Raw genomic sequence first — 20496 nt, forward strand, 5'->3', positions numbered from 1 at the left:
TCATGAAAGTTGAAAAAGTGAAGGGTAGTATGAAAAAAATATTATTGGCGCAAGTTTTGATTTCTTTTTTGACATCTAGTTCGATTTTTTCGGAAGTACCAATTTATGTTGACTTTGATACAGCCTGCGGAAAAGAAGATCCTCGATCGCAAGGTTTTTTTCACGCAGTAGAAAACTACTCACGCAAGCCAGGTTGGGCTGAGCCGGGTAGAATCTATTTGGGGCTGTTGAGAACGTGTTTTAATAAGCTATTTCATAAGCAAAATGAACCTGATAGTCAACCATATCGTATCCCTAAAATTATACACATTATTTGGCTTGGAAGCCCATTTCCCAAAAAATATATCAATTGGATGAACTCTTGGAAACTTTATCATCCCGACTGGTCCATTATTATATGGAATGATGAAATGGCTAAAAGCTTACATTTGGTAAATAGAGATCTCTATGAAAAAGCAGCAAATTATGGTGAAGCCTCAGATATTCTGCGTTATGAAATTCTCTACCAGTTTGGTGGTCTTTATATAGATACCGATTACGAATGCGTCAAACCATTCGATTCTTTTCATAAAAGTGCAGATTTTTACGGGAGCATGATGCCACTTTGGGGATGCCAAGCAGGTGAAGTTTGGCTCATTAATGGAATTTTAGGATCCAAACCTGGGCACCCTTTTTTGAAAAAATTGATTGATTCTCTTAAAGATGAACGGGCTACTTATATAGCGGATCGAGTAGGTATTCTAAAACTTACAAAGGAATTTTTCGATTATTTACCGCATGACGAATTGATTTCAGTAGCTTTTCCATCTGCGTATTTTTTTCCATACGTCCATTCTGAAAAACCAGCCGATTTACATGGTGACTGGCGTAATGCGTTTGGCAAAAAGTGGGCTGAAGTTAAAAATGAAACATATGCAATTCATTGGGGAGAAAATAGTTGGAATGCTGGCGTTATAGATGAAAAGTGAGTCTGATTTGATACTTCTACTAAGGAATATCTAAAATTTTCATTTATAGGTATTGGCCAGAGGTTGTCAAGAGTAGTTTACCAAGGACTAAAGAGCCATGTTTTTATTTTCTATTTGCGTTATATTGTTTAATTTAACCAATTTTGCATCGGGAATATTTGCGAAAGAAATTGTTTTCTGCGGTACTCCTATTTTTTCACCTGACGATCTTCCGTGGGATTTCAATAGATCAATTGAAAGTCAGGAAACGATGAAATATTTCTCGGAAAAATTTAAAAAGATGGGTTATGAATTGAGGCACGCTTTACCTGAAGAAGAGGGTATCGAAAATGCTGACGCTATTATAGGCTTTGATATGGCTTGCATGAATCTGCCATATACACATAAATGTATTTGTGTAATGTGGGAACCCCCAACAGTGCTGAATGACATGTACGATATTCAAAAACATGCCCCCTTTAAAAAATTTTTAACAATGATTGATCCACTTGTAGATAATAAGAAATATTTTAAATATTACTTCCCGCAGTTATCCCTGAAAATGATAGATCCTGTGAGCTTTGAAGATAAAAAATTAGCCGTTCAGATTTCGGGAAATAAGTACTACGCATCTCGCTATGAACTCTATTCGGAACGCAGAAAAGTAATTAGTTTTTTTGAGAGTAAATGCATCGATGATTTTGATTATTATGGTATAGGATGGAAAGGATCGAGGAACTATAAAGGGGCGACGAAAGTTAAAAAGGATGTCTTAAAAAACTATAAATTTTCTTTTTGCTATGAGAATTCTAAAAATATAACTGGTTATGTGAGCGAAAAAATATTCGATTGTTTCATTGCTGGATGTGTTCCCATTTATTTGGGGGCGGATAACGTTACCGATTTCATCCCAGAGGGGTGTTTTATTGATAGACGCCAGTTTGCTAATCTTGAAGATGTATACAACTATATCAAAAACATTTCTAAAGAGGAATACAATACATATATAGCCAATATCGATAGTTTTCTTAAAAGTGACGAGTGCTTTTTGTTTTCATTAGATTACTTTGTTCATACTATGGCTATTCACGCAATCCCAGATTATAGACCCGAAATTGTTTTCGATGAAGATACCGCAAAAAAGCTCTATCGAGTCGATGGACTAAGGAAGTCACACGAAAAAATAAGATTAGAAGATAAGAAGCTTTTTTTTGAACAGAATAGAAACGTATTTTTAAAGAAATGGGCTTATATTATTTGGTCTAAATTCTTTTTCATTTGGGATAGTAGCTCAAGAAGATATTTTATTAGCTTAGTAACGACTTTCGCCTTGCTTATTTGCTATTTGTTTTGGAAATATTTATTAAGGGTAAAGAAGCAATACGGAAGTAGTTGAAGCAAGCCGCGCCTCTAAATGGGGATGTTTTATTCATGCATAAACGATTTTTAATGATCAACATAAAACTTAAGTATTTTATTTACATGATGTTCCCAACTATAATTATTAATAGCTTGATTCCGATTTTTTTTACCAATATGATTTAGATCTTCTATTGCTGATTTTATCAAAATAAATGCTGCATCAACAAAACCTTGATGATTTTGCGAATCTACTAAAATTCCTCTTTTGTCGATCAATAAAGAATGGTTATTGAGCTGGGGATTGACTAATGAAGGCAACATAATCTCCTTTAATTGCTCAAGATTTGATGCGATAATTGGTCTTCCCATGCTTAAATATTCAAACATTTTTGTTGGCGATCCAAAAAATCTGCTTCCATCTGGCATTGATTGCGTTGGACATAAGAAAGAGTCGCATGCTGATAAATATTCTCTTGCAGCTGCGGTGGTTACCAGGCCAGTTAACGTGACGGACGCTGTGATATTAGCTCTTTTAATTTCATTTTCTATGTATGATTTGAGTGGGCCATCGCCGATGAGTAAAAAATGAGCATGAGATGTTTTTTTTATGATCTGAGGAATTATTTGCGCAATGACTTCTATTCCATGCCAAAAGGAAAATGTTCCCACAAAGCCAAAAACGAACTTATCTTCTATGCCAAGTTCTTTACGAATCTGATTTCGCTTATTTATTAATTTTTCTGGATCATAAAGATCTGTATCAACGCCGTTTGGATTTACCAAAATTTTTAGTGGATTGATGCCTTTAGAAATTAAATCTTCTTTGAGCACCTGCGAAACTACGACTATCGAGCTGGCATATTCTAAATTTATTTGTTCAATAAGGCGGGCGAGCCAATTTAATTTAAACCATTTTTTTGGTGCTAATTGATCAAACTGCCAAACATCAGAGCCATTATATTCTAAAATCAAGGGTATCTTATGCCTAACGCTTAAAATCACTCCTGTTGCATTTAGTAAGCTGTAACGCTGATAAATACTATCGAAAAAACTATTTTTGCAACGCTCTCGCAGCGTGAATGCAAAAAAGAATGTTGAGAAGAAAGATTCAAGCCGCCATCGCAAATAATTTAATTTCCAACGCAAAAAACAAAAAAATGGCGGAACTGTTAAATGCATAAATGCTTCAGTGTATTCTTTTCTTAGGATGCTTTGAATAGCGCAAGAAGCTATAAGGATTTTCAGGCCATGTTTTTTGAAGCCATTGATAACCCCTAGAGTATGTGCGACAGATCCTCCAGCCACAATTTCTTCTGAGCATAGATCGGTCCTCAAGTAAAGAAGGCTTTTGATTTGAAAACACTCTCTTTTGTGCATTGGAGGAATAAGAAATTTAAGTAAGCGAATTGTAAACTTCCTTGAATAGGTGCCGAGCTTTGATCGTTCGCCGCGATCTATGCTGTTGGTTAAAAAAATGAGAGTTGGCCACAATAAGCTAATAAAAATTATTTGAATAAATGAAGCACCATTCAAAGCAGCTATCTGCAAAATTCCCGCGCTAAAAAAAAATGAACTAACTATTTTATAATAGGCTCTCCAGGAAAATGTGGTTGGAAAAAGCTTATTACTCATGAAGAAGCTGAGGCAGCCGTATATAAAAAACGAAAATATATTCGCAAAAAAGACTCCCCATAAGCCTAAATTAATCGCTAAAAATAATAGAAATGATTGGAAGGGTATAATTGCGACAGCGATCAAGGGAATATAATGAGTTTTAGTGGTCAAACCGAATCCTGCCTGAAGAACACGGGCCATTTCGAGAGCAACACATGCTATAAAAAAACTAGGCAAATATATGATGAGAAAATGATAGTTTTGAGGTAGAAAAAACAATATGCCAAAATGTGATCCTATAATTCCGCATAATCCTATTGTTCCTATGGTCAATAAAAAAACACGTGTCAGCTGAGCGATTAACTGAAGCCCGTTAGCCTCTTTTTGAGCATTGAAAATAAGCAAGGGCCATGTATCCATAAGTGCGATCATCGCAAATTGGAATAGTGCTCCAAATCGCCAAAGAAGCGCATAGACGCCTAATTGCTCAAAGCCTAAATAATTTTGAATATACCATCGATCAAGACTGATAAAGCTGGTATATATAAAACTATATAAGAGTAAAGGGGTGCTATAGGAAAGCTGCTGCTTGAAAATTTGAAGAGAATAGATTCGATAGCGCATCCAGATTTTGAAGAAAAGTGGGATAAATAAAAAAAGAGAGAACATATTGGCGTACCATAACGCTTTAAACTTGTAGCCTGCCCAAATTCCGAAGAGCGTTAAAACGGTTGCAATAATATTTTGGCTACAAAAAAGAATAAGATATACCGTAACCCTTTCTTTCATTCGGTGGTAGGCTAGTACAAGTGAAAAAAGAGTAAAAGAGGCTATGCTTGCACTTGCGATGTATAGATATTCGCTAGATAGTGACAGTTGATATTTCCAACTGATGAATGTTAGCAGTAGCGGTGCAATTATTGCACCTATAAAAGCTGTAATGAAACTATTGCCGATTGCCTGTTTTTGTTTTATGGGATCATCTTGATAGAGTAAAAAAAATCTAATCATGCCTGTTGCAGCATTTGATGAAAGAAGCAAGCTAGAATAGGAAAAGAGCATTTGATAAAAATCCCATAGCCCAAACTCTTGAAGGGTTAGGTTTGCTAATAAATAAGGAAGAAAAATGAAATTAATCCCCCGGACAATTGCAGAGCTTAGCCCAAAAAAAAATGAGTTATATGATCCTCGTTTTAAATAAGAGGTGAGCATTAATAGCCTATTTTTTTGCCGGTTGCAATAAGTAGGCGCTCAGTCCAAGATGGAGCCTCTGGTTCAGCCCAGCGAAGAAGAGAGGAGAGCAATTTTCGAGCGATTTTATGTTTAATGGTGTCTTTGCGAGACATGCACCAATAGGGGCTTTGTGTGGGAACAACCGATACATTATTAAAATAGAGAAGCATGATTTGTCGCAAGCTTTCCTGAGTAAATCCAGCCTCGTGGGTAAAATCAACATAACGATCATGTAAGCCAAAGAGCCAATCAGAGTTTTGCACATCAATCAGCACTAAGCCACCAGGTTTTAGGCTCGTTTTTAATTTTTCTAAAAAAGGTAAGATCTGTTCTTTTCGTATATGTTCTATAAGCGCTTTCAAAACTATGCAGTCGAAGCTATCGGGATGCTTTTCAAGAAACGAAAAAATATCTTCTTCGAAGAAGCTTGCTTCGGGAAGAAGCTTGCGAGCGACTGACAGGTCACCCGTGGACAAATCAACGCCAGTTAGATTTTCGTATCCTTCTTTTTGAAGTGCTGCCAATAAAAATCCTTTATTGCAACCAAGTTCAAGAATTCTTGCATTATATGGAAGTGATTTAAAATGAGCTTTATAAACTTTATCAAAGTAGAATTGGAACCATGCAATCTTTTCTTTATCCGCAGGATCAAGCAAGGCACTTCTGGTCTCGTGATATTGAGAAAAGAGTGTTTTTTGATAGTCCATGAATCTCCTTCTTTATCTACTCAAACACATCAAGTATAGTACAATAAAAAAAAACAAGAAGGAGCATTAATGAACTTAATGGGCTCGCGTTTGATTCATCTTTCTGCTGCTATGATTGGATATCTTAAGACCGGTGTTCCCCTAATTGAATGGGACGGGTCAAAGCTTTTGCTGAGCAATGCCGGCGATGACATCGGTATTTATATTATTATACCAAAGATAGCAACATACTTTGGTATATCTCTTGAGAGGGCGGTCACGAGCTTTTTTCTTGCTTTGTTAATCATTCCTATGCTGTGTGCTGTAATTGGGTTTTGCTGTGTTTACAAAAAAACTTCTGAGCGAATTGTAGCAATAGCAGCTATCCTTCTTTTAACTCGCTTTGCATATTCGATCGGTGATGTCTATCTAGGTTTTAGTGCCGCAGCACTCATGCTTATTCCTTGGGGCATAGTAATTCGCGAATCAGAAAATTTTAAGACGAGCACGTTTTTTGGTGTACTATCAGGAATGATAGCAGGTTTTTTTCATTATATTCGATCGTTTTCAGGCATTGGAACTTTATTATGCATTCTCGTTTTAATGATCAGTTCTAGAACGCATTCAAAAAAAAATAAAATGGGTTTTGTTCTGGCAATACTATTCGGTTATTTCGTTCCTTATTACTATTTTAATGCTCAGTACCAAGAAGCAAAAGTTTATGAGCGAGAAATCTTAAACCAAACTGGCAGCGTTGCCGAAAAACACCCCTTATGGCATCCATTATATTTAGGGTTTGGTTTTCTCAATTTAAAAAATAAGAGAAATATTCGTTATGATGATGCTTTTGGATTAGAAACGGCAAGAGCCACAAATCCCTCCGTTGTTTATTGTTCAAACGAATATGAAGAGATATTAAGAGGCGAAGTGCTATCCATCATAAAAAATGAATGGGCTTTTTTAATTTTAACCCTTTTTGCCAAACTTGGGATTTTGATTTTTTATTTGCTCAAATTTACAAACATTGGCTTGCTTGCGGCGTTCTTTTATAGAAAATCATGGGTTATAGATGTAGCGTTTTTTTTAGGGATGGGCTGGAATTCGATATTTCCGCTTCTTGCTATTCCTTTGCATGAATATTCATTGGGCTTTATTGCTTGTGCCACGCTATGGAGTATAACGAGTATTAATCATGCATTGTCAGAATTAAATTTAAGTAATTTTCAATTTATTAAAGAGAAGCAATTTAGTCTTAAATAGGAGATAAGAAATGACACGGAAACTGTTTTTATTTTTTGGGTTAAGTTTATGTACCGCACTTGTTGCAGGTGACCACAAAGTGCCACAGAGCCAGCTGTATGTGATAGAGAATGAAAGTCCGCATAGTAAAACTGTGATTGATGGTCTGAAGAAATGCGATATTAATTTCACCGTTGTCGATTCAGTAAACGATGATTCTGATGCGCTTTATATTATATGCGATATTTCTAAAACTGATCATTTGCCTCAGAATTACATCGCTTATCAATCATTAGATCTTAGCAAAGGCAACATAGCCTCTGCCTATTTAGAAAAGCTATCTAATGCAATAGCGGTTTGGGATTATAATTTGAATAATATTGCTAGATATCAATCGCGTGTTGCGCATTATTATTATTTTCCTACAGAATGTGAATACATAGATCCAATTTTTCTAGTATGCGCATTGCCAAAAACTGCTCTTAGCAGGTACAGAGATTTGCTAGCATATAGCAATCGAAAGAATACAGACATCTCAAGCCATTTGCCAGCATTGTTTTGCTACGGCATACTGCAATGCCCAAAAATCATTGTAGAAGCTGGCGTAAGGGGCGGGGAGTCCACAATTCCTTTTAAAGAAGTAGCAGCCAAATGCAATTCGCAGCTTATTGGAATAGACATTGAGGTTGATGTAAATAGTGCTTATGCAGGTTTGCAAAAAGGTACTTTTCTTCGTATGAACGATTTAGCGTTTGCTTCCTATTATGAAAAAAGCCAATTTAGAAATGAAAAAATTGATATGGTTTTTATTGATACATCGCATCAATATGAGCATACTTTAGCTGAAATTCAAATGTTTGCTCCAATGTTATCTAAAAATGGAATGATTATCTTTCACGATTCTAATGTAACTCCCTTAGACAAAGGGACAGCATACATCAGACTGAACTATACAAAAGGGCAGGCTCTTGGCAATACGCGAGGAGTAACGCGAGCCCTTAAAGAATATTTTGCTATCGAATTTGATGAGCATAGTTATTTAAATTTCAAGTTTCCAAAAGGCGAAATAACATGGCGTATGATTCATTATCCCTTTTGCAATGGGTTAACTATTGTTCAAAAAGTTGATAAAAACTTATGAAAGTAAGACCGCTATTTGCTTTGTAGTTGTGTGTCTGGCAAATATTATTATAAATATTTTTTATTGCGATAAATATCATCCCATTCGATTTTTTTAATCAGAATGAAGCCTTTGGAGAGCAAAAATTCTTGCACTTGAGTATCTTGCTTGCCGTTAATAAAATTGTTTTCCGCGTCGATAATATCGATATCGAAGCGATCGAAATCAATGCTTTTTAAAATCTCAAGTTCTCCGCCTTCGGTATCAAGACTTAGATAATCGATATGGGTGATATTATTTTTTTCCAAAAGATCATTGAGAATCAAACACGAAGTTTCAATAATTTCCATCGTTGCGCTTTGTTCTCGAGCAACGAATTCTGCCAGCGCTAACTGATACGGATCATATTTTTCAATAAGGCCGCTCAAGGTTTGTGGCCAATAGTTATTAGTATCGCTATTTGCTATTTTAAGAAACGGAGCTTTGCCATTAAAGTTTGCGATACAGCCATTAATGCATATACACGAACGATTTTTAATCAATCTTTCAAAGGCAAATGGAAGCGGCTCTATGCAAATTCCGGTCCAACCTAATTCTTTTTCAAAGAAGTATGAGTTACTAAATTCGATTCCATCGTAAGCACCTATGTCGATAAATATTCCATTTTTCTTGTTGCCCAAAAGCTCATGCACAAATTTATCTTGCCCGATCTGGCTATAGTAATTAAAAGAAGGATGGCTGAAAGATAATAGGTATAAAATGATGGATAGTTTCATTAATTTGTTCAATGTGATTCCTTGCAAGGTGTAAGACGCTATGCCTCTAAATATAGTTGCTCTTCGAACTATAGTATTTCGTATTGCGATAGATTTCTTCAGATTCAAATTTTCTGATGAGAACGAAACCGTTAGTTATTAACGTTTTTTGAATTTCGTGGTTACTACCCGCATTTTCTACGACGATAACGTCTACGTCAAACATATTAAAATCTATGGTTTTAAGTACTTCTGCCATTTGTTCGCTTTTTGCTATGCATAATAAATCAAGGTGGTTGAGTTCGAGCGCTTCCATAACTTGTGCAAAAGTAAAACAGGGCATATCGGTAAAATCGATTTTACCCTTAAGGTTATAAGCCCTTTCAAGAGCGATTTTTAATTCTACTGGTTCAAACGATGCCAGCGGGCCACTTAAAGCTGCTATATTTTGTTCATTATGCCCCGCTGTAATTCTTAAGAAGGGCAAAGATCCACTTTGGGGAGCGATTGCGGCGTTTATACAAACCGCTAACCTGCAAGTGCGGAGTTTTTCATACGACGAGGGCGTGCTTTCGATGCACGCGCCAACCCACCCTAACTCTTTCTCCAAATAATAGGTTCTATTATTTGTGATCCCATCGGTAGCCCCAACATCGAAAAATACGCCTGTTCTTTTATCGCCAAAAAGTTTCTGGATAAAGGTGTCGGCGCTATCTTGGGATTTCCCATGAGAGGTGGCAGGGGCCACGCAGATTGATACTATAAGAAAGCTTTTTAAGAGGCTACTCATCACTATCCCTTTTTGTTAGCACTGTCCTTTTTACTTTATTATGTGCAACATAGTGCAGAAATGGGTTGATGTATATTGAAATAAATAGTTTACCGTTTTGATTATTTCAATTATGCTATAAGGTAATAAACGCTCTTTTTATCTAGCGATTATTTTGATGGATAAATAATTTCTTTTTTTGATGGTGAGGTATAAAAAATGGTAAAGATAAATCAAATTCATTTGATTGCTTTTCTCGGTCTGGCGGTTCATATTATTCCCGCTTATAGCATGGAAGATAAAGAAACTCCAAAAAAGGGATTCGGCGCAGTTATTAAGCAACTCGAAAAAAAAGGGCAGCGACGCTTGAGTGAAAGCAGTGGCATTCATGGCCATTTTAATCCGGTGCATGGCCAACAGCACACAACTAAATTAGGTTTTATGAAAGCGATCAAGGATGGGAATGTGCAAGAAGTAAAGCGCATTGCTGAAAAACATTCAAGCTACGTTGAGTCGCCTCAAATTGGTCAATATGCGATTGATGTATATGCTAATCAATCTAAGAACCAGGCGCATAAAGAAATTGTCGGCGCAATTGTTATTAATTGCGAAAAAAATGAAGTTCTGCAGCGCCTGAAGCCTCAAACCCAAAGCGTTAATGATATGCTTCAGATTGGTATGCTAGGAAATGAAGGCAATTTGGTTGCAGTTACACAATACTGGGCAAAAAAAGAAAAAAAGAAGAAAAAAGAAAAACGACTTAGTTTGTTTAGCAAAAAAGATATTTCGAGCTCCGATTCAAGCTCAGAATCAGGCGAATAATTAACTATAACTCGCTTTGCTGATTATGAAAAATAATGCATTATATTATCGCTTAATAATTCATTTTTTGCTGAGAAACCATGAGAAACATTATTATTCTATGCACGTTGCTTTCTTCGTCTTCGTTATTTGCCATGGACTTTGGTAGAAAAATTATGGAGAAATTTAGACGCTCTGAATCTGTAACTGCTAAAAAAACAAAATCTATCAATACAAAGAGAATTGAAGAGTGGGTTTCGGATCATATAAAAAATGATCGGCGCGATTTGGCAGCGCTTATAATGACCACGGCGAACAATAAGACTTCTTGGCAAGAACTTTTTCATGAAACTATTGAAAAGCAAGAACTCGTCCCATTAGAAAAATTATTAAAAACTTATAAGGTTGATGTTAATAAGCCGGATATCAATGGAATTGCACCAATATTTAAAGCTCTTGAGAAAATAGCGCTTTCTAAAAAAACGCAGAGTGAAAAAGAGATCGAAATTGCTATGGCTATAATTTCGAGTCTTATCAAAACACAAGAAATTGATTTCTCGGTAAAGTGCGAAGGTAAAACACCCTTGGAGTTTGCTGCTTTTCATAATTTAGATGAAGCGATAGACCACATGAAAGAAGCTCAAGGAGCTGAGCAATTGATGGTAGTTACTGAAGAAGTAAAAAAAGAAAATGGTAAAACGATTCAGCGCAATTCAACATCTTTCCAAAGATTTCGCAGCTTTTCTCTCTCTGCTTTAAAAAAGAATGAAAAGAAAAAATAATCTCTTCCGGTATTCCATTTCTAGGGGCTAAATTTCTATACTATTCCCATCAATGATTTTTATCTGCGAGGGGAAGATGGATGGGAAAAATATGCGGTGGGATGCTGATTGTTTCTTTGGTGCTTATTTCGCGGTGCACTTTGGGAATGGAACAAAATGAGAAAAGTTCAAGCTCAATAAAAAAACTTTTCCAATTTCTTTCATTAACGCCAAAAAAAGAGAAAAAACAACACAATGCTGAACCTTCGCATAGTACTAGTTCAAGCGTTCAAAATACACCAAAGATAACGCCGCGGTTCTCTGAAAAACCAACTGAACCAATCATTCCTATTGTAAAAAGCGAAAGTGATCCAATTCATTCGCCCTCCAGACCCCGATTAGTTCAATTTTTTTCTCATGGCCCGAATGGAATGAGAAATAATTTTCACTATCCACTCATTTTTGAGTTATTCGAAAAAGGAAAAGCGAATTTAGCAGAGCAGCAAATGATTCAAAATAAAATTACTCCTGAGGCAATATTTGAAGAAGCTCTGCGCAAGGTAAATCCGAAGGTGGCCGGATGCGTAATACACTGCAAGCAAGCAGATTTAGAAAAGATGCTCATAGGTTTAATTGACGAGCTTAAACCTTATTACAAAAAACAGTGGGTAAAAACACAACAAGTGCAAAAATTATCTGATAAGGGCGACCATCAGAAAGAAATTGACCAACTTGCTGCTGAAATTAGTGATCTCAAAATGGAGCAAAAGCCGCTGCGCAATTTAATTAGAAGTATATTGGATCGATTGGAGACAGATGAAACGCTTCAAGTTGATAAAGCTATAGATTTCGCAAAAGAAAATAAAATGGATGATATTGTGCAAGCAATAAATCTGGTTGTCCATACCGGTAGAAAAATGAAAGAAATATCGAATGCTAATATTGAGCGGTTGGAGAGCGATTCTGACTATCGCAAACTCTGGGGATTAGCTACGGGTGTAGAAATGTCGCATGGGAACCTTAAGATGAGTGATGATAGTTTCGAGTCTTCAAGACTTTCAAAAAGTGACACATCAGATTCTCTTGATTCGCGGCTACCGAAAAAAACTAAGAAAATGAGAAATGGGCAGGCCAGTTAAGTTTTTTTAATTCACTGGGATGAGCAAAAGCTTTAATTTAATAATCTTATTTTGTAATAGTTACAAATAATACTATAAGTGGGGGTTTATGAATAAGAGAATTTCGATTTATTCGCTTTCGTTTTTGTTTTGTTGTGTTTCTGTATTGGCTATGGAGAAAAGTCCAACACTTCGGTTCACTAAAACAAAGCAGGATATTTCCAAAAAAAGTTTGATACTCGAAGATGAATCGCGAATTTTTGATTTCATTAAAAAAAAGAATCCTGACGAAGTGAAGAATTGCTTGGCAAACCTTTCAAAAGTTTCACTTTCTTCTGATTGTTTAATTGAAAGCGAAACTGGAAATACTCCTTTGATTAAAGCAGTAAAAGTTTGGGAAAAAGCAATTATAAACAAAGATGAATCAAAGGGGGTGCTCAGAGCGATTATTACTCATTCGCCGCTTCCTGATCCGACTATAAAAAATAAAAAGAATCGGACTGCGATCGATTGCGCAAAGAATCAAAAATTAAAAGAAGCGCTTAAGGCAATTGCGCATGGAAAAAAAGAGATCGAAATGGGTCAGCAGCAAATTACTGCACTTCTTGCTGAGGCCGCTCTAAATAATCCCTCAGAGGGCGAAGAGCTATTAGAAAAAGATATGAAGCCTCAACCAGATAGTTGGGATGCATCTTCCAAGAAAGAAGATTCTCAAAAATAATCTCGGTGGTTTCACTAGATACATTCCAATTAGTATCCCCCATTGATTACACTAAAAGTAAATGGAAAAAATGGGGGATGGGAAATGGTTGTCAGTAAAAAATTTAGTGCCTTTGCAGTATTAGCACTTTTATGTTTTCACGCTTGTTGTATGGAAACGCCATCGATCAAGCCTAAGAAGTGGTATGAGCACATTGATTTTTTGGTAGGCCTATTCGGCCAACAAAATATTCAGGGAAGGCAACGGCAAATGCATAGAGATAGTTCGGAAAAAAATGTTCCTGACATCGATCAAATGGAACATATAGCATTATTTGCCGCAATTTCTAAAAATGATGTAGAGGCGGTTAGAAGTATATATAGCAAAAATAATGTCGTAGATATTAATTATCGAGAATCTAAAAAAAATCAAACTTTGCTCATAGCTGCGCTTAAGAATTTTAAAAAGCAAAAAGAAAATAGGGAAGATTTGAGCGAAGTAAAAAAAGCGCAAGATATTATTGGAATTATGTGTGATCCAACACATTCAATTTCTATGGACATGGAACTGCTGCGAAAGGCTCAAGAGATCGCAACAAAGTATTCAGAAAAATATGGTATTCCTGAATTAAAGCGTGCGTTAGAGCTTATAGTTGTTAATAAAAAAGCTGCCCTCATTATGGAAAATAACGGCAAAAAAATGAATAATCCTGAAGAATTGAAAAATTTTCAAAAACTTAGTGGAGTCAGAGAAGATTCATTTTTTCTTGCATCAAAACAACAAAAAAATAAAGTTAAAAATGAGAGTGAGCAATCAGGAAAATGATCTTAAGCCACGCGTGCGGGTGTTTAACAATCAGATTCGCTTTCTTGCGATTTGCTATGCCTATTTACTAAACTAACACTCAAAAAGCTACTCCAAAACGGGGGAGAGGGGAAATGAGTTTAGTTCGATCAAGAATTATTAGCATACTTGCGGTTGGCCTAGCTGTTGCGTGCGCCACAATTTTTATTTGGCAGCGGCAACAATGCACAGGCCCTTATTCATTATGTGATTCCGCAAAAAAAGAAAATCTTGTTCCTGTTGCAATTATTGGTGGCGGCCCTGCGGGGCTGAGCGCCTCGGTTTATACAGCACGAGCGCAATTTAGAACTGTCGTTTTTGGCGGCATGGAGCCAGGCGGCGAATTGACCGGTGTTAAACTTATCGAAAATTGGCCTGGCAGAGAGGGCTCTACCGGTGCGCAGTTAATCGACGATCTAACAAAGCAAGCAAAACACTTTGGCGCAATGTTGGTAAACCAGGCAATTACGAAAGTTGATTTTTCCCAATGGCCTTTCGTTCTAACGCTAGATGATGGAACTATTATTCATGCATTAGCGGTAATTATTGCTTCGGGCGGCATTGCGCGGCGTCTTGATATTCCTGGCGTAGAAAAATACTGGGGAAAAGGAGTCGGCAGCTGCACCATATGTGAAGCACCATTTTACAAAGATAAAGATGTCGCGGTGGTCGGCGGTGGTGATACAAGTGGTGAGCGAGCACTGCAGTTGGCTGCGTACGCAAAAAATGTTTATTTAATTGTTCGTGAGTCTCGGCTTCAAGCATGCGCCACGGTGCAAGATTATTTAAAAAAAGCAAAGAACATTCATATCTATGTTAATACCAAGCTCGAGCAAATTAGTGGCGACGATGATGCGGTAACTTCAATGGTTATTCGCGAAGGGAAGAATGAAACGCAGCAGATTCCTATTAACGGTCTCTATTTTGCAATTGGTTATATTCCAAACTCTGCATTGTTTAAAACTAAACTGGCCGTAGATAATCAAGGATTTATTAAAGTAGAGCCTCAAACGCAAAAAACTACCATGCCAGGAATTTTTGCCGCAGGAAATGTTGCAGCATCAGATAAGGAATATGGAAAAGCTAGCGTTGCAAGTGGTAGTGGTGTTAAAGCCGGGATGGACACTATTTCGTTCCTGGAAAAAATCGGCTTTACGCAGGAACAGGCGGAAAAAACTGCGCCTCGTTTTTACCAACCGCCAACTATGAACGATGAAAATACGCCTAATAAAAAAAGTGTTCTTTCCGATTATTACGCAATAGAATCGGGCCAGAATTAGGGGATTGTATCTTAAATTGAACAGGGCGTGCAGTCGTCGACTTGTCCGCCATGGTTCGATACTATTTCTCATTTCATTCGAAATCACTCACCACGAGCGGCCTAAGAAAGCCATTTTTTGTCCCCGCTCGTCCCGAGTGTTTTGCGTATCTATTTAATAGTGAGCAAAATGTATCGAGGGATGCGGTGCAGGACTACGACGATTTCAATTTCTAATAAATCGGAAACTGCGCGCACATTTTTTTAACCTCTTTTTTTATTGCATTCATATGTTGCATTGATTCGTGATGTTCCAGTGCGTCATGAATGAGTTGCGCAACTTGATGCATATCATCTTCTTTCATGCCGCGAGTTGTGAGCGCTGGGGTTCCAATACGGATGCCACTTGTTAATAAAGCAGGTTGCGGATCGAATGGAATACAATTTCGATTAAGAACAATGTGCACCTGATCTAAAATTTGTTCCGCTTGTTTTCCATTCAGGTTCTTACTTCTTAAATCAAGAACCATTAAATGATTATCGGTTCCGCCCGAAACGATTCGATAACCGAGTTCACTAAACGCTTTTGAAAGTGCTTGTGCATTTTTAATAATCTGCTGCTGATAAAGAGCAAAATCTGGAGCGAGCGCAAGCTTAAAAGCCACCGCCTTTGCAGCAATAACATGCATTAAAGGCCCGCCTTGCATGCCCGGCATGGTCGCTTTATCTACTTGCGTAGCATATTGTTTTTTGCACATTATCAACCCGCCGCGAGGGCCGCGCAATGTTTTGTGTGTGGTGCTTGTGACAAAATCTGCGCTCTCAATAGGGCTTGGGTGCAGCTTTGCTGCAATGAGCCCAGCAATGTGCGCAATATCGGCCATGAAAAGTGCATTTACTTCTTTTGCTATTTGCGCAAATTGTTCAAAATCAATGGTGCGCGAATAGGCAGATGCGCCTGCGATAATTAGTTTGGGTTTATGCTCGTGAGCTAACGCGCGAATTTGTTGAAAATCTAGTTGTTCTGTTTCTTTATTTACCGTGTACGAAACACTTTTAAAAATTTTGCCAGAAAAATTAACATGATGGCCGTGCGTTAAATGGCCGCCCTCAGACAAACTCATTCCCAGGATCGTGTCTCCAGGATTGAGTGATGAAAAATAAACTGCCATGTTTGCTTGAGAGCCGGCGTGGGGCTGCACGTTAACGTGTTCTGCTCCAAAAAGTTCTTTACAGCGTTCTTGTGCCAGAATTTCTGCCTTATCGACTACATGGCAGCCGCCGTAATAGCGTTTTCCAGGATATCCTTCTGCATATTTGTTCGTGAGAACCGATGCGGATGCTTCAAGAATAACTTTGGGAACATAGTTCTCTGAAGCGATTAAGTTGAGCGTTTGCTCTTCTCTTTTTGCCTCTTGGGTAACGACAGCAAAAATTTCACTGTCGACACTCGAAAGAGCCCGTACTTTTGCGGTTTTTTTAATGTGTTCAGCTGTTTGTATTTTATCTTCCATAGCCACTATTGCTCGTAATGAGTTTTTGCTTATAATAAACCAAACTTGTATGTTTGTCATTTAGTAAAAAATAAAAATCAAAAAGAACGCAATCATAAAGATAAATAAGCTATGAAATCATTTATTTTTCATACTATCGAGTTTGGGTATGCAAGCAGATATTACATCAATTATTTTTGATATTGGAGGAGTTCTGCTTGACGGCAATGCCCATTCGTTACTTCAGGAGCTTGATTTGCCAGACGATGAAAAAACGAGATTAGTAGATTTTACCAAATCTGAAGCGTGGCGATGCTGGGATGCTGGAAAAATAACGCAAGGTGATCTGGTCGCCTTGGGAGATAATCGACCGGCGCTTAAGGCCTTGCTATCACTTTTTTTAAGTGCCAATCGAGCATTTATCGATGAAACCTGGCAAATGGTTAATGAGTTGAGAGGCCGAGGATATAAGCTGTATATTTTATCTAATTTTTCCCATGAAAGTTATGAAACATTCGTTCTTGGACGACCCGAGTTTTTTAATCTTTTTGATGGGATTGTTTGTTCATCAAAACATGGAAAAATTAAACCGGATCCAGAGATTTATTTAGAGCTTTTTTATCGCTTTAAAATTGACCCTGCAAATGCACTGTTTATTGATGATTCTTGGGAAAATATCGATGCTGGCCAGAAGATTGGGCTTAAAGGGCTTCATTATCAGCCTGGAACGCTCAAAGAAAAGCTCGCTGACATGCTATTTGAAAGAAGGCAATTAAAAAAATACCGCTTTTAAACTACGTTTTTTGATGGTATAATCAAAAATTATTGTTTAAAAAAAGAAGTTTTGTGCTCAGAAAGGGCTAAGCGTGATTTCGGCAGGCGATTTTCGTAAAGGGACAAAAATTCTCTATAAAGGTGAGCCCTACATGGTTGTTGACTTTCAATGGACCAAGCCCGGCAAGGGCGGTGCATACGTCAAAGCCAGAATGAAAAATATGATAAGCGGCCTCATCCATGAGGATACGTTCCGTTCAGGCGAAAAGCTTCCGCAGCCAGATCTTGAATATCGCCAAATGCAATTTCTCTATAGAGAGGGCGATATTTATCATTTTCTTGATCAAGAATCGTATGAACAATTTTCATTCAATAAAGATCAAGTTGATGAAGCGCTTCCCTATATGAAAGAAGAGATTATCTATACCATTCTTTTCTTCTCTGAGCGTCCGATTGCGGTCACTCCGCCACTCTTTGTTCAGTTGAAGGTAAAAGAAACGCCACCTGGCGTTCGGGGCGATACCGCTCAAGGCGGCGCGACCAAGCCGGCGACAATGGAAACGGGATTAGTATTGCAAGTGCCTTTGTTTGTCAACGAGGGCGAAACACTCAAAGTTGATACCAGAGACGGCAGCTATATCGAACGTGTACAAGCATAACAAAAAGGTGGGCGGCGGTGGACGATCAAATTAAGCCAGAGGCTCTGGTTGAAAATGAGATTAATGATGCCCAGGTTGATCAGTGGCGATCATTTAGCGATCTTTCGGCGCGCAGTAAGCGTGCACTAATTTTCCATTTACTCTATGCAATCGATTCGTACGATTCTTCTGTTTCGGCTGAAGGTGTTGCCGATATGTTCAATAGAGGGTACGACCTCGATATTCCTCTTGATAGTGATGTAGTTAAAACTGCAGATGTTATCGTTGCGCAGCATATTGAGCTCGATAAAAAATATTTGCCATTTTTAACTAATTGGCGTGCTGATCGCCTTGGCGTTGCTACAAAACTTATTTTGCGTTATGCAATTTGGGAATTAATTAATACCGATGTTTCATCTGCGATCATAATTAACGAAGCGGTAGAGTTAGCAAAAGCGTACGCAGAGCGCGATGCTTATAAATTCATTAACGGAATAGTAGAGGAAGTGCTCAAAACTATGCCGGGCCGTGCACAAATCGCCAACGAAAAAATACCGCAATAGGGACTTCGGGTCTATTCACTTTGTGCGTTTAGCAATTCATTTGCGTTATTTAAAGCGTTCGTTAATCTTTGGTATCCTAAACCTTTTTTATCAATCATATCATCCATATTTTTAACTGCTTCTTGTGCGTTGCTTAAATAACCACTTAAATTATTTCCACCAGAAGAAATTTCATTCTCAAGAATAAATGCAACCGCAAGTGCAATTAAATTGTTTATAAACTTTTGCTGATCAACTTTATCACTTTTTAGAAATGAAAGAATCTGTACTGCTTGTATTAAATTTGGAGTGGAGATATTTTTCTGATCCGCAAACAATAGTTGTTGCACTTTAATAAGGGCAACGTTATTTAAGATAGATCTTCTTAATTCTGTTAATTTAATTAGTTCTATTGGCTTAATATTTTTTTTAGTACTATTTTTTAATATCCCTAAATATTCTTGTGCATCTCCGATTGTTGCATTAACAACTCGTTGATTACTTAAAACAATGTTTGATTTATCAGTCGCTAATCGCGATAAGAGTTCATTATAAACTGAAAGCATTAATAGCTCATTGAGCTCGACATTTTTTAAAGCTGCTATCGCGCCGTCATATTTTGGGTATGCTTCTTTAAGATTTTTTGTGCGGCCTGCTTCTTGGATTAAACTTTCTGCCAAATTAATAAATGTCATTCTATTCTCTGGCTCGTTAGAGTCTACCGTTGGTATTATTTCATAATAGCCGGTTTTTGAGGCGTTGTTGCTATCGTTCACGTTCGTTTTTTTGAAAAGACTCAAGTCCGCTTGAGATGGTATATCGTCATAGTAACCGCTTGTTTGGCTGGTTCTCATTGCACCGATAGCAGTTACGCTCATTGTGCTAAAAAGAATCACAATAAATTTTAAAAAATTCTTCATTTAAAAACCTTTTTTGCTAAAACTATTCTCATAGAATTATTATAAAGGTTATTCAGGGAATTTCTCAAGGATTTAAGAGAGAAAAGGCGTTTTTTATAAAATTTTATGGCCGAGACTGGTAGGCTCAGGGTTTTTTGAAAAATTTACGTACACTGCGCTTATTTTTGTTGTCAAAATGGCCGAAGCCTTTTGCTCAAAAGAATTTTTATCTCCAGTCACAAAACATTCGAGCGACGAGGGAAAAGTTGCATTCTCTTCATTTGGGTAAAAATTTGCAAGCGCGAGCGTTTCATCGGCGGAAATTAATGTAACGTTATCACCCAAAACATAGTTAATTTCATCTTTTATGAGCGCGTAATGGGTGCAGCCTATAATAAGCGTATCAATCGAATGAGTTTTCATCGGTGCTAAATATTCTTCAAGTAATACTTTAATTTTTTCTCTATCAATTTTTGCTGCTTCAATAGTCGGTACTAATTCAGGGCATGCTTGTTCAATAATCGAAAACTGATTATTGAGGGACAAGAGCATTTGTTTGTGAGCATGGCGATCAATGGTGGCGGGCGTGGCAATGATGCCAATTTGCCCCGTTTTTGTTTGCGCGGCGGCTACTTGGCAGACTCTGTTCATCACGCCAATTATTTTTAGTTCGGGAAATAAGTGATGCAGATCGTCAAGCGCGATGGCAGATGAAGTGTGGCAGGCGATGATACAAACATCTATTTGTTTTGTTATTAAGAATGAAACTATTTGAGCGCTAAAAAGTTTTATCTGCTCAGCTGTTTTATTTCCATAGGGTAGATTCGCGGTATCTGCTACATAAAAATAATCGGCAGCATACGAATTCATTAATTCTTGAAGAACAGTTAGCCCGCCGATTCCTGAATCAAATACGCCAATTCTTTTTCTTATCAAATGATTTT

General features: G+C 37.4%; 20 protein-coding genes. 13 read left to right on the forward strand and 7 right to left on the reverse strand.

Going from position 1 to position 20496, the window contains the following annotated elements:
• The first annotated feature begins 29 nt into the window (after positions 1-29).
• Together HYX58_05805 and HYX58_05810 are read left to right on the forward strand one after the other, a co-directional pair.
• The gene (locus HYX58_05805) at positions 30-968 is read left to right on the forward strand and encodes a hypothetical protein (protein MBI2775496.1); all 939 of its coding nucleotides are present in this window, start codon (positions 30-32) and stop codon (positions 966-968) included.
• A gap of 97 nt (positions 969-1065) precedes the next feature.
• Positions 1066-2343, forward strand: coding sequence for a hypothetical protein (locus tag HYX58_05810; protein ID MBI2775497.1), 1278 nt, complete (start codon positions 1066-1068; stop codon positions 2341-2343).
• 50 nt (positions 2344-2393) lie between these two features.
• Here HYX58_05810 and HYX58_05815 read toward each other — a convergent pair whose 3' ends face one another.
• Positions 2394-4934: a glycosyltransferase gene (locus HYX58_05815; protein MBI2775498.1), complete on the reverse strand. Its 2541-nt coding sequence runs from the start codon at positions 4932-4934 to the stop codon at positions 2394-2396.
• 200 nt (positions 4935-5134) lie between these two features.
• On the reverse strand, positions 5135-5863 hold the full coding sequence (locus tag HYX58_05820) for a class I SAM-dependent methyltransferase (GenBank protein MBI2775499.1): 729 nt from the start codon (positions 5861-5863) through the stop codon (positions 5135-5137).
• Positions 5864-5932: 69 nt separating this feature from the next.
• Here HYX58_05820 and HYX58_05825 point away from each other — a divergent pair, with 69 nt between their 5' ends.
• Together HYX58_05825 and HYX58_05830 are read left to right on the forward strand one after the other, a co-directional pair.
• Positions 5933-7102, forward strand: coding sequence for a hypothetical protein (locus tag HYX58_05825; GenBank protein ID MBI2775500.1), 1170 nt, complete (start codon positions 5933-5935; stop codon positions 7100-7102).
• 10 nt (positions 7103-7112) lie between these two features.
• Positions 7113-8222, forward strand: a complete 1110-nt coding sequence (locus tag HYX58_05830) for a class I SAM-dependent methyltransferase (GenBank protein MBI2775501.1) — start codon at positions 7113-7115, stop codon at positions 8220-8222.
• Positions 8223-8269: 47 nt separating this feature from the next.
• On the opposite strand, the gene HYX58_05835 is transcribed toward HYX58_05830, so the two are convergent.
• Positions 8270-8989: an FkbM family methyltransferase gene (locus tag HYX58_05835; GenBank protein ID MBI2775502.1), complete on the reverse strand. Its 720-nt coding sequence runs from the start codon at positions 8987-8989 to the stop codon at positions 8270-8272.
• A 34-nt stretch (positions 8990-9023) separates the two neighbouring features.
• On the reverse strand, positions 9024-9746 hold the full coding sequence (locus HYX58_05840; protein MBI2775503.1) for a hypothetical protein: 723 nt from the start codon (positions 9744-9746) through the stop codon (positions 9024-9026).
• Between the two features lie 198 nt (positions 9747-9944).
• Between HYX58_05840 and HYX58_05845 the strand changes: the two genes are divergently transcribed.
• The 6 genes from HYX58_05845 to HYX58_05870 all read left to right on the forward strand — a co-directional run bounded on the left by HYX58_05845 (position 9945) and on the right by HYX58_05870 (position 15228).
• Positions 9945-10547 (forward strand): hypothetical protein, encoded by a 603-nt coding sequence (locus HYX58_05845; GenBank protein MBI2775504.1) that lies wholly within the window; start codon positions 9945-9947, stop codon positions 10545-10547.
• 155 nt (positions 10548-10702) lie between these two features.
• On the forward strand, positions 10703-11308 hold the full coding sequence (locus tag HYX58_05850; GenBank protein ID MBI2775505.1) for a hypothetical protein: 606 nt from the start codon (positions 10703-10705) through the stop codon (positions 11306-11308).
• Positions 11309-11388: 80 nt separating this feature from the next.
• Positions 11389-12426, forward strand: a complete 1038-nt coding sequence (locus HYX58_05855; protein ID MBI2775506.1) for a hypothetical protein — start codon at positions 11389-11391, stop codon at positions 12424-12426.
• An 88-nt stretch (positions 12427-12514) separates the two neighbouring features.
• A complete protein-coding gene (locus HYX58_05860) occupies positions 12515-13126 on the forward strand; it encodes a hypothetical protein (protein ID MBI2775507.1) in 612 nt (203 codons plus the stop codon).
• 84 nt (positions 13127-13210) lie between these two features.
• On the forward strand, positions 13211-13930 hold the full coding sequence (locus HYX58_05865; GenBank protein MBI2775508.1) for a hypothetical protein: 720 nt from the start codon (positions 13211-13213) through the stop codon (positions 13928-13930).
• Positions 13931-14043: 113 nt separating this feature from the next.
• The gene (locus HYX58_05870) at positions 14044-15228 is read left to right on the forward strand and encodes an FAD-dependent oxidoreductase (protein MBI2775509.1); all 1185 of its coding nucleotides are present in this window, start codon (positions 14044-14046) and stop codon (positions 15226-15228) included.
• 211 nt (positions 15229-15439) lie between these two features.
• On the opposite strand, the gene HYX58_05875 is transcribed toward HYX58_05870, so the two are convergent.
• Entirely contained in the window at positions 15440-16720 is a 1281-nt protein-coding gene (locus HYX58_05875) for a serine hydroxymethyltransferase (GenBank protein MBI2775510.1), read from the reverse strand.
• Between the two features lie 148 nt (positions 16721-16868).
• On the opposite strand from HYX58_05875, the gene HYX58_05880 reads away from it, so the two are divergent.
• The 3 genes from HYX58_05880 to HYX58_05890 all read left to right on the forward strand — a co-directional run bounded on the left by HYX58_05880 (position 16869) and on the right by HYX58_05890 (position 18674).
• The gene (locus tag HYX58_05880) at positions 16869-17492 is read left to right on the forward strand and encodes an HAD-IA family hydrolase (GenBank protein MBI2775511.1); all 624 of its coding nucleotides are present in this window, start codon (positions 16869-16871) and stop codon (positions 17490-17492) included.
• A gap of 73 nt (positions 17493-17565) precedes the next feature.
• Positions 17566-18132 carry an elongation factor P gene (efp, locus tag HYX58_05885; GenBank protein ID MBI2775512.1) on the forward strand — a complete coding sequence of 189 codons (567 nt, stop codon included), beginning with the start codon at positions 17566-17568 and terminating at the stop codon, positions 18130-18132.
• Positions 18133-18149: 17 nt separating this feature from the next.
• A complete protein-coding gene (locus tag HYX58_05890; GenBank protein ID MBI2775513.1) occupies positions 18150-18674 on the forward strand; it encodes a hypothetical protein in 525 nt (174 codons plus the stop codon).
• Between the two features lie 11 nt (positions 18675-18685).
• Here the strand turns inward: HYX58_05890 and HYX58_05895 are convergent, their stop codons facing one another.
• Complete coding sequence (locus HYX58_05895; protein MBI2775514.1) at positions 18686-19573, reverse strand: hypothetical protein; 888 nt, start codon at positions 19571-19573, stop codon at positions 18686-18688.
• A 93-nt stretch (positions 19574-19666) separates the two neighbouring features.
• Positions 19667-20488: a glutamate racemase gene (murI, locus tag HYX58_05900; protein ID MBI2775515.1), complete on the reverse strand. Its 822-nt coding sequence runs from the start codon at positions 20486-20488 to the stop codon at positions 19667-19669.
• Positions 20489-20496 lie beyond the last annotated feature (8 nt).

It is taken from the genome of Candidatus Dependentiae bacterium (assembly GCA_016191325.1).
Classification (GTDB): Bacteria; Babelota; Babeliae; order Babelales; family JACPOV01; genus JACPOV01.